The sequence below is a fragment of the Pseudoalteromonas sp. SG41-5 genome (assembly GCF_014164495.1).
Lineage (GTDB): Bacteria > Pseudomonadota > Gammaproteobacteria > Enterobacterales > Alteromonadaceae > Pseudoalteromonas > Pseudoalteromonas rhizosphaerae.
Window position 1 is genome coordinate 1 of the sequence record NZ_JACJFH010000010.1, and the last position, 13096, is coordinate 13096.

Annotated in this window: 12 protein-coding genes; 7 read left to right on the plus strand and 5 right to left on the minus strand. The window is 40.4% G+C overall.

What is annotated here, in order from left to right; all coding sequences use genetic code 11:
* Positions 1–111: 111 nt before the first annotated feature.
* Complete coding sequence (locus H5232_RS04295; protein WP_182830583.1) at positions 112–972, minus strand: MipA/OmpV family protein; 861 nt, start codon at positions 970–972, stop codon at positions 112–114.
* Positions 973–1124: 152 nt separating this feature from the next.
* On the minus strand, positions 1125–2039 hold the full coding sequence (gene ilvY / locus H5232_RS04300) for an HTH-type transcriptional activator IlvY (RefSeq protein WP_182759897.1): 915 nt from the start codon (positions 2037–2039) through the stop codon (positions 1125–1127).
* A 164-nt stretch (positions 2040–2203) separates the two neighbouring features.
* Between ilvY and ilvC the strand changes: the two genes are divergently transcribed.
* The 4 genes from ilvC to H5232_RS04320 all read left to right on the plus strand — a co-directional run bounded on the left by ilvC (position 2204) and on the right by H5232_RS04320 (position 7966).
* On the plus strand, positions 2204–3676 hold the full coding sequence (gene ilvC, locus H5232_RS04305; protein WP_182830584.1) for a ketol-acid reductoisomerase: 1473 nt from the start codon (positions 2204–2206) through the stop codon (positions 3674–3676).
* A 194-nt stretch (positions 3677–3870) separates the two neighbouring features.
* The gene (locus H5232_RS04310) at positions 3871–5784 is read left to right on the plus strand and encodes a methyl-accepting chemotaxis protein (protein WP_182830585.1); all 1914 of its coding nucleotides are present in this window, start codon (positions 3871–3873) and stop codon (positions 5782–5784) included.
* 81 nt (positions 5785–5865) lie between these two features.
* Positions 5866–7059 (plus strand): tetratricopeptide repeat protein, encoded by a 1194-nt coding sequence (locus tag H5232_RS04315; protein WP_182719323.1) that lies wholly within the window; start codon positions 5866–5868, stop codon positions 7057–7059.
* A 37-nt stretch (positions 7060–7096) separates the two neighbouring features.
* Positions 7097–7966, plus strand: a complete 870-nt coding sequence (locus tag H5232_RS04320) for a M28 family peptidase (RefSeq protein ID WP_259400102.1) — start codon at positions 7097–7099, stop codon at positions 7964–7966.
* 37 nt (positions 7967–8003) lie between these two features.
* Here H5232_RS04320 and H5232_RS04325 read toward each other — a convergent pair whose 3' ends face one another.
* Positions 8004–8321 (minus strand): GIY-YIG nuclease family protein, encoded by a 318-nt coding sequence (locus tag H5232_RS04325; RefSeq protein ID WP_182719322.1) that lies wholly within the window; start codon positions 8319–8321, stop codon positions 8004–8006.
* A gap of 119 nt (positions 8322–8440) precedes the next feature.
* Here H5232_RS04325 and H5232_RS04330 point away from each other — a divergent pair, with 119 nt between their 5' ends.
* Positions 8441–8800, plus strand: a complete 360-nt coding sequence (locus H5232_RS04330; protein ID WP_145239264.1) for an outer membrane protein assembly factor BamE — start codon at positions 8441–8443, stop codon at positions 8798–8800.
* Positions 8801–8860: 60 nt separating this feature from the next.
* Here the strand turns inward: H5232_RS04330 and H5232_RS04335 are convergent, their stop codons facing one another.
* Both H5232_RS04335 and H5232_RS04340 read right to left on the minus strand, forming a co-directional pair.
* Positions 8861–9190, minus strand: coding sequence for an RnfH family protein (locus H5232_RS04335; protein ID WP_145239596.1), 330 nt, complete (start codon positions 9188–9190; stop codon positions 8861–8863).
* Positions 9190–9627: a type II toxin-antitoxin system RatA family toxin gene (locus H5232_RS04340; protein ID WP_149981450.1), complete on the minus strand. Its 438-nt coding sequence runs from the start codon at positions 9625–9627 to the stop codon at positions 9190–9192. Before H5232_RS04340 ends, H5232_RS04335 begins: the two co-directional genes overlap by 1 nt.
* A 146-nt stretch (positions 9628–9773) precedes the next feature.
* On the opposite strand from H5232_RS04340, the gene smpB reads away from it, so the two are divergent.
* Together smpB and H5232_RS04350 are read left to right on the plus strand one after the other, a co-directional pair.
* The gene (smpB, locus tag H5232_RS04345; protein WP_064666579.1) at positions 9774–10253 is read left to right on the plus strand and encodes an SsrA-binding protein SmpB; all 480 of its coding nucleotides are present in this window, start codon (positions 9774–9776) and stop codon (positions 10251–10253) included.
* Between the two features lie 189 nt (positions 10254–10442).
* A complete protein-coding gene (locus tag H5232_RS04350; RefSeq protein ID WP_182830586.1) occupies positions 10443–13037 on the plus strand; it encodes a TonB-dependent receptor in 2595 nt (864 codons plus the stop codon).
* The last annotated feature ends 59 nt before the right edge of the window (positions 13038–13096 follow it).

Below are 13096 nucleotides of genomic sequence, written 5' to 3' on the forward strand. Positions count from 1 at the left end.
GAAACCACACAGACTTTTGGAGTAACTGTTAATATATCTTTTTTTGCGACAGCTAACTTTGGCCATACCAACAAAAAAATGACGCACGCACCAAGTTGTAAATACTTCATATTAAAAAATATGATCAAACCCTATAAAGGCAGTCAGAGAATACGTTTGTTCAAACAGCGGACTGTCGTCAGCTAAGGCGGAATAATCATAATAAGCCAGATGAAAACGCAATGAGTTGGCTCCATTTAAGGGCCAGCGGGCATCTATTTTAGCATAAGGCTGCCAACTACTGCCAACCTCAATTGCACGAACTGGGGACTCTTTTTCTGTTACGCCATAAAAATATGTATTCAGTGCTGCCGATTTATACCAGATGCCAATAGTCGGCTTAATCTGTAACTCACCAATGTTCTTGTGCATTTGCCATTGCAGTGCACTTCGCCACCCGTCATACACTCCGGATACATCAGCTAATGCCTGCACGGAAAATACATGCTGCTGATAGCTATAATGGTAACTCAGGCCAGCATCAAGTGCCCATTTACGCTTATCAAGCTCACTGATATCTAGACTAGGTTGTTGGATTTGAAGTTCATTTTCACTGCTCGTAAATGAACTATCTGATCTTAATGCAAAAATGTTACTTGGATGCCAATCAACAAAAAAACGAGTTTCCGAATTAAACTCAGTGACTAGATTAAAGGTATGTGGGGAGTCTTGTATCAGGCTATAGCCTAAGCGACCATTGTCAAAAAAGAACTGTTCACCGTAATAAGCTATATCCGGGATCAACATTAATGGTAAATCACCTCCACCAGCTAATGGATTTGTTATAACTCCTAATCCCGTGTTCAGGCTCAAGTGCCACTGCCCTGTTGTTATATCCTGCACAGGCTCAATTTCTGATGGCTGTGCAAAACAAGGTACTGTAAGCCATACAGAGATGCAAAGCGCAGTAAGAATATTAACTATCGACTTCATTGTTGTTATTTATGCCAAAAGAGACAACCCAATATCGTTATCATAGCAAGGTATTAATAACTAATCCCTAGACGATTACAATCATTCACACTTTTGATACATATGGAACGATTCAAGGTAAATAAACTTTACATCTGCGTATTTAGACTCGGCTAAGGAGCTAAGCTATTAACGTTTTTCAGTGATTGAGCAATCTCCCATAATGCATTTAACGCGGCATCTGGTAACTCTTTACGTAATACTGCCAAACCAATCTCAAACCCTGGTGGGGCTTCTTTTTGATCACTGATCACCTGAACGCGATCTTTTAATGGGCTATTATCTAAAACAATTTTTGGCACCATGGCAATGCCTAGCCCTAAACTCACCATTGACACCATAGCTTCATGCCCCGCTACTTGCGCATAGATCTTTGCATTAATACCGTGCTTACGCCACCACAGCTCTAACCTTTGACGAGTAAAACCTTGCTCTGGCACTATAAACTCAAGTTCAGACCAATCTATCTTATCGCCAAACTGGGCCAGTTTTTCAGTGAGCAACGACGGAATACGTGGCGCGATAAATACCAAGGATGAATAACCAATACTGGCAAATGCAATTTGCGTCGGTAATTTATCAGGCTTTGCGGCAATTGCCATGGCTTCGTGTCCGTCAAGCACACGGTTTATTGCCACTGCGGGATCGCCAGTATTAAGCTTTATTTCTATATGTTGATGTTGCAAACGCAGTTGCTCTAATAGTTGATGCAAAAAACTATAAGAGGCAGTTACTGAACAGTAAATGCTTACTTTACCGTAAATAGTTTGCTCAGGATTTTGTACATTTGCTCGAAAACGCTGCCAATTAGCTAACGTAGCCGTTGCATAGTCGATAAACGATTCTCCTTCAGCTGTTAACTTTACACTGCGATTATCGCGACTGAATAATGCGACTCCAACTTCATCCTCTAACTGTTTAATATTGCGACTTAAGGTGGGAGCACTTATGTGGCATAACTCGCTGGCACGGGCAAAATGTAAGGTTTTGGCAAGTGCCAGAAAGTAATGTAATCGTTTATGGTCCATAGTGATCCCAATAGTTAGCGGTTATTAATTAAAGCATTTCATTTTTTGAAATACTTTAATGCAAATATATCATTTTACGCAAGGGTAAAAATTCCTTATGGTGACTTTAAGCAAAGCAGCAAGCGCTTGCATCTAACAAATACGAAATTTATAGGATACTAACAATGGCGAATTATTTTAATACTCTTCCCTTACGCGAACAGTTAGCACAACTAGCACAATGTGAATTTATGGATCCGGCTGAATTTGCCGATGGTGTTGAAGCACTTAAAGGCAAAAAACTTGTTATTGTTGGGTGTGGTGCACAAGGTTTAAACCAAGGACTGAACTTACGAGATTCAGGTTTAGATGTTGCCTACACATTGCGTGATTCTGCAATCAGCGAACGTCGTCAATCATTTCTTAATGCGTCAGAAAATGATTTTACTGTAGGTACTTACGAAGAATTGATCCCTACTGCTGATGTTGTGTTAAACCTAACACCTGATAAACAGCATACTGCGGTTGTAAACGCAATCATGCCGATGATGAAACAAGGCTCTACGCTTGCTTATTCTCATGGCTTCAATATTGTTGAAGAAGGTATGCAAGTACGTGACGATATCACCGTAATAATGGTTGCACCTAAGTGCCCAGGTTCTGAAGTTCGTGAAGAATATAAGCGCGGTTTTGGAGTACCAACACTGATTGCAGTTCACCCTGAAAACGATCCTCAGGGACATGGTCTAGCCCAGGCTAAAGCTTATGCAGCGGGTACTGGCGGTCATCGCGCTGGGGTATTAAAGTCTTCATTTATTGCTGAAGTAAAATCAGACCTAATGGGTGAGCAAACAATTCTTTGCGGCATGTTACAAACCGGTTCAATCTTATGTTTTGATAAGATGATCGAAAAAGGTATAGACGCCGGTTACGCATCAAAACTAATTCAATACGGTTGGGAAGTGGTTACTGAAGCACTTAAATACGGCGGCGTTACAAATATGCTTGACCGTTTATCAAACCCAGCGAAAGTAAAAGCGTTTGAATTAAGTGAAGAATTAAAAGTAATCATGCGCCCGCTTTACAATAAACACCAAGACGACATCATCGATGGCACGTTCTCTCGTGTAATGATGGAAGATTGGGCGAATGATGATGCAAACCTTTTGAAATGGCGTGCAGAAACAGCTGAAACAAATTTTGAAAAAACCCCTGCCGGTGATGTTGAAATCACCGAACAAGAGTTTTTTGATAACGGTATATTGATGGTTGCAATGGTGAAAGCCGGTGTAGAATTAGCGTTTGAGACCATGACTGCTGCAGGTATTATAGCTGAGTCAGCATATTATGAATCGCTACATGAAACGCCATTAATTGCCAATACCATTGCACGTAAAAAATTATTCGAAATGAACCGCACGATCTCCGATACTGCAGAGTATGGTTGCTACTTATACAATCACGCATGTTTGCCACTGTTACAAGACTTTATGCAAAACATCGATACTGATGTGATTGGTAGAGGCTTAGGCGAGCGCTGTAATCATGTTGATAACCAAACACTAATTGCAATCAACAAGTCGCTGCGTGAGCACCCTGTTGAAATCATTGGTACCAAATTGCGTGGCTACATGTCAGCAATGAAGAAAATTGTTTAACCCTGGAAAGTAACAATTTCGCTTGTTAGAAACCAAGCCCACATGCTAAACGCAGTGGGCTTTTTCATTTTATTTACTTTGTCAAAATACATCTTAGAGTAAATTACAAACTGAGTACTTACTCTAATAGATGATGAACTGCATGAAAAAAACATGCTAAAATACCCGCATAATTTGTAAATTCAGTACCCACAATGTCGTATAAAACTCTTAGTATCACGCGTAAGATCACTATTTTAGGGATCGCTATTGCCCTGTCAGTTGCCAGCTTAATTGGCATTACGGCGCTGTTATCCGCCAAAACCATTATCGAACAACGGATGATACAATCTGAGTTGCCCAGTAAACTACACGCAATTAATAACTATATCAGCTTAGAAATAAATGAATTGCTTAGTGCGGCCGAACAAGTATCAAGTAATCATTTTATACTCGCGTGGGCAAATAGTCGTGATAACAATGATGACGTTTTAATCAAAGAATTAAATCGTCTGGTAAAACAATACGGCTTAGCAACCGCATCATGGGCAAATCGCGATACCGCGCAGTACTGGAATCAAGATGGCTTTTTAAGAGTATTAGATAGGCAGCAAGATGGCTGGTTTTTTGATTTTAAAAACGCCAATCAAGCTTACTCTATTAGCTTATATCAAGAGCCTAATGGCGACACAAAAATGTTTGTAAATCATCAACAGATCAATGGCATCGGCTTAACTGGACTGGCAAAAAGTATTGATGATATGCAGGCACTGCTAAATAAATTTACTATCGAGCAAACCGGTTTTGTATTTATCACTGACGATAAAGGCGTAATTAAACTCCATCAAGACGTTAATAAAGTAGAAAAAACAAATCTAGATAGCTTGTATGGTCATCAAGTAAGTGGTCAATTATTAACAAGCAATGAATTTAACTTGCAAGAAGTCGAACTCAATGGCGACACTTTTTTCCTAGCGGCGAGTCCGATTAAAAACACTCAACTCTATGTGGTTGCACAAGTACCAAAAGCAGAAGTGTTTGCCGGGATCACCACTTTACAATGGCAAATTTTAAGTTTTGCTATCGCAATTGCGCTGTTGGCATGTATCGTTAGTTTTTTACTGGCTCGTTCGTTAGCTTCACCGCTATCAAAAATGGCAGAGTTATTTACTCGTTTAGGATCTGGTGATGCCAATCTAGCTTACCGTTTACCTCACAGTGACCAGCCTGAGCTATCAGCATTAACGAATGGTTTTAACCAATTCATTGATAAAATTGAAACCGCCATTGCGCAAGTCTCCCACGAAAGTTTAAAAATTCGTCAAAGCTCAGATCAGGTATTTACTCAAGCCAAGCATAACTCACAGGCAATGGACAACCAAAAAGAGCAGACTATCTCTGTTGCAGCAGCAATCAACGAAATGGGCGCGACAGTGCAAGAAATTGCCCACAGCGCCGCAACTGCCGCAAAACTGACCGAAGATAGTAAAGCGAATACATTACAGAGCCACCAGCAAGTAGTGCAAAGCCAACAGAGTATTACCGCATTAGCCAGTGATATTGACACAATTGCGAGACAAGTGACTGAGCTTGCCAATAAAACCCAGACTATTGCCAGTATTGTTGACTCTATTCGTGGTATTTCAGAGCAAACCAATTTATTAGCACTAAATGCAGCAATTGAATCAGCACGTGCTGGTGAACATGGCCGCGGCTTTGCCGTGGTTGCGGATGAAGTACGAGCCTTAGCCAACCGTACGTCACAATCAACGACTGAAATTCAATCAATGATTGAAGAGCTCGCGAAAACAGCTACCAATGTGGTTGAACATATTGCCCAGTCCAAAGATAAAGCTCAGTACAGCGTAGCAACAATGCAAAGCTCTGTGCAGTTGCTTGATGCCATTACCAATACCGCTAATGAAATTAATGATATGGCAACCTTGATTGCAACAGCTACTGAAGAGCAAAGTAGTGTGGTTGCTGACGTCGGCCGCAATATTGAACAAATTAGTGAGATCAGCGATATGGCAATGCGAGAACAAATTGATACCGAGCAGGCGATCAAAGGACTTGCAACCAGCGCACAAACCTTAGCAAGTTTAGTCGCCACCTTTGAAAAGCGCTGACACAGTTTGTAACATTTAACATCTACCCCGACTAAAAAACAGACTAAACTTAATAAGTCAGTAATTAGTTGGGGTATGATTATGACAATATTAACGCGGCTTTATAAGCTAGCAGTCATTGTGCTGCTTTTTAGTATCTCTGCCTGTACCAGTGTGAGTAATCAACCAATACTCATCCCGCCACCAGTGACTGAAAACCAATCTTTCACGCTTTACCCAGTAGAAAGTAGTGAACAGATTTTTACCTTAAGCGATACAATAACACAACAACTCGATGCAGCCTTTCCAAGTACTAAACGCAATTTAAACACAACTCGAAAGTTACTAAACTTTTTGTTAGAAAATGGCGATGCATCCTTACTATATCAAGCAGGGGCTACCCTAACCGCCAATCAAGCCTACCGAGATTTAAATGCTAACTGTTTATCATTATCGATTTTGGCCTATAGTATCGCGGAATATTTAGGCATGCAGGGGCAATTTCAAACGGTTCATATTCCTGAGTATTGGGCGCTAAATAAAGGCTATAACTTATTGACTGGGCATATTAATTTGATCGTCACACAGCGTCGTAATAACCACACTAATGTGACTTATGTGTATGACGCAAAAACCTCATTAGTGATTGATTTTGATCCGAACTCGCGAGGTGAGAAATTTCAGACGACCCCCATCAGCAAACAACGAATTACCGCGATGTTTTATAACAATAAAGGGGCAGCGGCAATGCTCAATCAAAATTATGATTTAGCCTATAGCTACTTTTTAGCGGCAACAAAAGCAGATAAATATTACTCTGCTGCATGGGGTAACTTAGCCGTATTACTTCGCCTTGATTCTCAGTATGATAACGCCGAATTAGCCTATAATTATGCTTTGCTGCTTAATAACGACAACAATACAGCACTGGGCAACTTAGCTTTACTGTATCAACTCACCGACCGTCCTGAGCTGGCAGACAAGATTTTATATAAACTTGATTTGAAGCGCCAAAGTAATCCGTATTATCATGTGTCATTAGGAAATAACGCATACCTTGGACAAAACTATCAAGATGCCATCAAGCATTTCAATAAAGCAAAAAGAATTGATGATGATATTCATGATAGCTACTTTGGTCTTGCCCGCACTTATTATCAGTTAGGTGATTTTAAGCAAGCATATCGCCAATTACGTTTGGCTAATAAACATGCCGATTTTGACCATGATAAGCAACGTTATCAAAATAAATTACAGGCACTAAGTGACATGACTGCGCGAGTAATTAATCATTAACTATTTTATTTTGCTATTGAGCCTCAGCTTTTCAACATTGTGCCAAAGTAATAGCAGCGCGCAGCAACAGCTGATCGATGATCTGAGGCATCTAAGCTCTACGGCTCTAAGCGGTAGAAAAACCAATACCGACGGCGCGCATACCAGTGCCCAATACATTAGTACGCGACTGCAAACGCTCGGTTACAATACACAATTACAGCCGTTTAGTTACAGCCATGGCTGGTCTTCAAAAGCAACGGGGCAAAATGTAGTTGCGACTTTAAAACCACCGCACTTAGTCAAGACTCATTTGGTAATTACCGCTCATTATGATCACTTAGGTATGCGTGGTAACACTTTATATGCAGGCGCAAACGATAATGCCAGTGGCGTCAGTGCCTTGTTATTCCTAGCGCAACGCTTCGCACACACAAATCTGCCTTTCCAACTTAGTTTTGTTGCTACTGACGCAGAGGAAAATGGTTTACATGGAGCTGAATATTTTGTTAGTCAATTGCAAATCGACGACAGCGTAAACGTGCTAAATATTAATTTGGATATGTTAGCAGTAAAGCCGCCAAAAAAAATCTTATATGCCTTTGTCTCACATGCACAACGCAGTGCTTTACAAGCACAACTACAGCAGGTGCCTGAGCATAATTTAAAGATAAAAGTAGCTAGTTCATCAACCACAATGAACAGAATGACCCTCGGAGATAGTATTGATTGGCGCCGAGCAAGCGACCATTATGCGTTTGCTAAAGCCGGAATTGCTTATATTTACTTTGGCATGGGTCATGACCCCCACCATCATAAAAGTTCCGACCTACTAAATAATATTGACCAAGCGCTTTATATTGATGCAGTTAATTATATTGCCGCATTTATTAGCCAACTTGATATAAACGATATAAACACTCTTTGAGCTAAATTGTAGATAGTAAATATATTTTAAACTGAATTCAGGTTAGCAAAATCCCAGAGCTAACAAACGCTCGCTTTTGTGCCTTACTTAAGCGTTTAATTTTTATCTCAAGCTTGCTGGCTTCACTGCGAGAACCGACTTCACATTGATATATTAAAGTCAGTGGCCCCTTCCCCTTTAAGTTTTTAGCCCCTTTGCCCGCTTGATGTGCTGCAAATCGTTTTGCCACATCCGTGCTGATCCCAGTGTACCAATGCCCTAAACGTGTTTGTACAATATAAAGTGACCACGTGGAGATCTTAGTTGTCATAGTATTTTCAGTAGTAGTTAAACTTTTTGCGGACTCAGAGGTCAAAATTACGCTCCAAACATCGATAGTAAAAATTAAGTCACAAACAATTACTCAAAAGGGTTTTACCTTAGGTGACTAATCGGTATCATGCAGTTTATAAAAAATAAGGATCCAAACAAACAATGCAGTCGTTAAAAACTTTTTCTCTTTGGTTTATCGTTGCTCTGACCTTAAGCGCAACCGCCGGTTGTTCTAGCTGGGTTTATCGTATCAACATCCCACAAGGTAACTTTTTAGAACAAACCGATGTTGACAAGCTTCGTATCAATATGACCCGTGAGCAAGTTCTTTATGTATTAGGTAAACCTGTTGCAGAAGACGCTTTCGATAAAAACACGTGGCATTACTTATATTCTTTTAATCTTGGCCGTGATAACGAACAACGTAAATCACTGACTATTAATTTTGAAAATGAAAAATTGGTATCGCTCAGTGGTGACTATGAACAACCCGCAGAGTTTAATACACCGCTTGAGCAATAACGCTCCAGTTCAGTAAATTACGAAAAGGTTAGCAACAGCTAACCTTTTTTGTTTGAGCTATTATTTAGCTTTATCAAGCGGTCGCCCACCTGTAATTTTATTAGCACGACCTTCGTCTTTAGCTTTTTCTGCACGTTTTCGTCGTGCGTCTTTAGGATCAGCAATTAAAGGACGGTAAATTTCAATTCTATCGCCATCCTCAAGCACTTGCGTAAGCTTGCAGGTACGGTTCCATATTCCTAAGGTTAATGCTAAGCCATCAATTTCAGGGCACTTAGCGAGGATACCTGATTGCATCACGGCATTTTCTGCTGTTGTACCAACTGGTACTTCAACAAGCAAACACGTTGCCGTGGTAGGTAATGCATACACAACTTCAACTTTTATCATCATCGCAGTCCATATACCTGTTTAGCGCGTTGAGTAAATGCATTCACCATGTTTTTTGCAACATCGTTAAATACGCGCCCAAACGCAAGTTCAATTAATTTACTCGCAAATTCAAACTCAAGCTGTAGCTGAACTTTACATGCATTGTCATCCAACACTTGAAAATGCCAACGCCCTTGCAAGGCTTTAAATGGCCCATCAACTAAGCGCAACGTTACTGTATTATCATCTACAAAGGTGTTTTCAGTAGTAAACCATTTTTTTATACCCGCTTTGGAAATTTCCAAACTTGCCGTCATGGTATTACCTTGCTGTGCAATAATTTTTGCATCCGAACAATGGGGTAAAAATTCAGGATAAGCATCCACATCATTGACTAAATCAAACATTTCTTTGCTGCTATACATTACTAGCGCACTTTTTTCTATTTGTGGCATACTCACTCCCAACTGTGTGGGCGAATTTTAGCAAGCTTTGCGTTTTTCCCCAAACTTTCATGGCGCTTTATTTACAAACACTTTTTTATTAGCAAAAATAAAAAATCGATGTAAAAAGCAGAGCTTTACGTATAATATGGGCCACTATGGCTAAGAAAAATTCATCTAAATCGACAAGTAATACTATCGCGCTAAATAAAAAGGCGCGTCATGAGTATTTTTTACACGACAAGTTTGAGGCTGGTGTTGAACTACAAGGCTGGGAAGTAAAAAGTATCCGAGCTGGTAAAGTAAACATCTCTGAAACATACATTCACCTTAAAAATGGCGAAGCGTTTTTGCTTGGCAGTCAAATACAGCCTCTCAATAGTGCTTCAACCCATGTTATTTGCGATCCATTACGTTATCGCAAGTTATTATTAAGCAGACGCGAGCTAGATCGCTTAGTCGGTGCGACTGAGCGCGATGGCTATTCATTAATCGCCACTGCCATGTATTGGAAAAAATGCTGGGTGAAACTTGAGTTCCACCTTGGTAAAGGTAAAAAAATGCATGACAAACGTGAAGACGGTAAAAACAAAGACTGGTCTCGCGAAAAAGAACGGTTAATGAAGCACAAAGTTTAATCTATCTAAACAACCTCAAAAACGCCTAACCCAGTTAGGCGTTTTTATTTATATCCCTTAAATCCTTCTAACTGTATCAAATATAGTACACCTCTTTACAATTCAATTTGATAACAAACCTGTTACATGGTATTGATGTGTGTGGTTCATTTGACCAGATAAAATTAACATTATAACAAGGATTTAAGGATGAAGAACATACTCCCATTTAAACCTAAGCTAATCGCTTGTGTAACACTTGCACTTTCAACAGCGGGTTATACTTCTCAATCATTTGCTGCGGACGAAGCAAAAAAAGTTGAACGTATTGAAGTGACGGGTTCTAGAATAAAGCGAACAGATATTGAAGGCCCTTCCCCAGTACAATCAATTAGTCGCGCCGATATCGATAATATGGGCTATGACAACTTACAACAATTACTGGAAAGAATGCCTGCTGCTGGTAATGGTACTTTTTCTACTCGCGGTAATAATCAGGATTCGACCGCTAACGGCTCTGCAGCGGTATCGCTACGAGGTTTAGGCGCTGATGCAACACTTGTATTAATTAATGGCCGTCGAGTAGCTATAAGCGCATTTGCGGAGAGTATCACTAACTCATTTGTTGATATTAACAGTATTCCGGTCTCTGCTATCAAACGTATTGATATTCTTAAAGATGGTGCCTCTGCAATTTATGGTTCCGATGCCGTTGCAGGTGTGGTGAATATTATTTTGAAAAAAGACATCGATGGTTTAGAAGTTAATTTAGGTTATGGTGGTACTGACGGCCCTAACTATGAAGAAACCTCAGCAAGCATAGTTTGGGGTACCTCAAACGAAAAAAGCAGTGCGTCTGTGATCATCGATTACTTTAAAAACACCTCTTTATCATCAGATGAAATGGGCCGCTTAGGCACTGCTAATCAAACCGCGAATGGTGGTGAAGATTTCCGTTCATCTCGTGGCTTTCCAGGTACATTTGGCGTGAATGGCGTCCAAACTCCAGATCCAAGTTGTCCTGCAGATCAAATTAGTGGTAGCGATAGTTGTGTGTTTGATTATGGACCCTATGGCTATATTGCCCCAGCTTCTGAACGCGTTGGCGCGATTTCTCAGTTTGAATATAACTTTGATAATGGTATTACTGCCTTTATGGAAATGGCTGTTCAACACAACAATTCAATTGCCGCAGGTGCTCCAACACCATTAGATAAAGATGCAGGTTTAACAGTCCCAGGGAATCATCCAAATAATCCTTTCAATCAAGAAGTAATTATCAACTACTATAGAACTGTTGATGCGGGTGCCCGTCAATGGGATATTGAGTCAGACACTTTGCGATTTGTTGCCGGTCTACGTGGTGAAATTAGCGATTGGAGCTGGGAAGCCGCTGTACAAAAAGGCCGTAGTAAATCAATGCAAACCGGTGATCGTACTCAAGGCTGGGTAAGAACTGATTTTTTACAGCAAGAAATAGATGCCGGCAACTACAACCCATTTGGCGGCACTTATAATGATCCTGCAGTCATTGAACGTATTTCAACCAGCCTAGTTCGTCGTGGTGAATCACATATGACCTCTTTTGATGCCAACATCACTGGCGAAGCGTTTAGTTTTGGTGACAATGTCGTGATGATGGCGGCTGGTATTGAGTACCGTGAAGAGGATGTCAGTGATACCCCTGATGATCAATTTCAGCGAGGTTTAATTTTTGGTACTGAGTCCGTTTCTGCTGCCGCTGAGCGGGACCAATACGCTGCCTATGTTGAATTCTCAATCCCATTAGCTGATAGCTTAGAATTACAACTTGCAGGTCGTTACGATGATTACAGTGACTTTGGTACCACAACCAATCCTAAAGTAGCGCTGCGCTGGGCACCTACTGATGAAATTACTGTTCGCGGCTCTTGGGCACAAGGTTTTAGAGCACCTTCACTAGCACAAATAGGTCTAGGTCCATCAGAGAAAAGTCAATTCTTTATTGATAATTACCGCTGTAGTGCTACAGGTCTTGATTGTAAAGCTCTTGATTACAATATCCAATTTGCTGGTAACCCTGATTTACAAGCTGAAGAATCTGAATCATGGAACGTTGGTTTTATTTGGGCTCCTATGGCTGAACTTGGCTTTAGTATTGATGTATGGAGTATTACTCAAGATAACAAAATTGATGAACAAGCATTCGGCCCAATTTATGACGCAGAATGTAACAACCAAAACAGTACGATTTGTGTTCGCCTAGCCCCAGCCGGAAGCGAAACCCTTGGTGTTATCCAAAAAATTCATAGCACTTTTAAAAATGTCTCTTCGCAGGAAGTGTCTGGTGTTGATTTCTCAGCAAATTATAATCACTCCTTGGATGATCTTGGTTTACTTAAGTTCAACTTAGAATGGTCCTATCAAGACAAGTTTGAAAAAGACGGTCGCGATTATACTGGTGAATATGGTTACCCTGAACACCGCTGGATGTTCTCAACTAATTGGGAGCTTGGTGAATTCAATACTAATGTAAATATCAGCTATGTGGGTGAGTTTGAAGATACGCCTGATATTGATTTTGATGGCACCCTCGATTTTGATAGCAACACGTCAAGAATGGTTGATTCACAAGTCTTAGTTGATTTACAAACGGCTTATCGTATTACCGAATCGACCAAGATCTCGATTGGCGTAAATAACCTATTTGATGAAGAGCCACCATTTGCAATTGGTGATGGTGATGGTGATTTATACGGTTATGCTTCCGCGGTTCACAACCCTCGCGGACGTTATATCTACACCAAAGTGTCATTCGCTTTCTAGCGACTACCCTAAATAAAAAACCCGCCAAATTGGCGGGTTTTTCATATTCTAAAACAAAG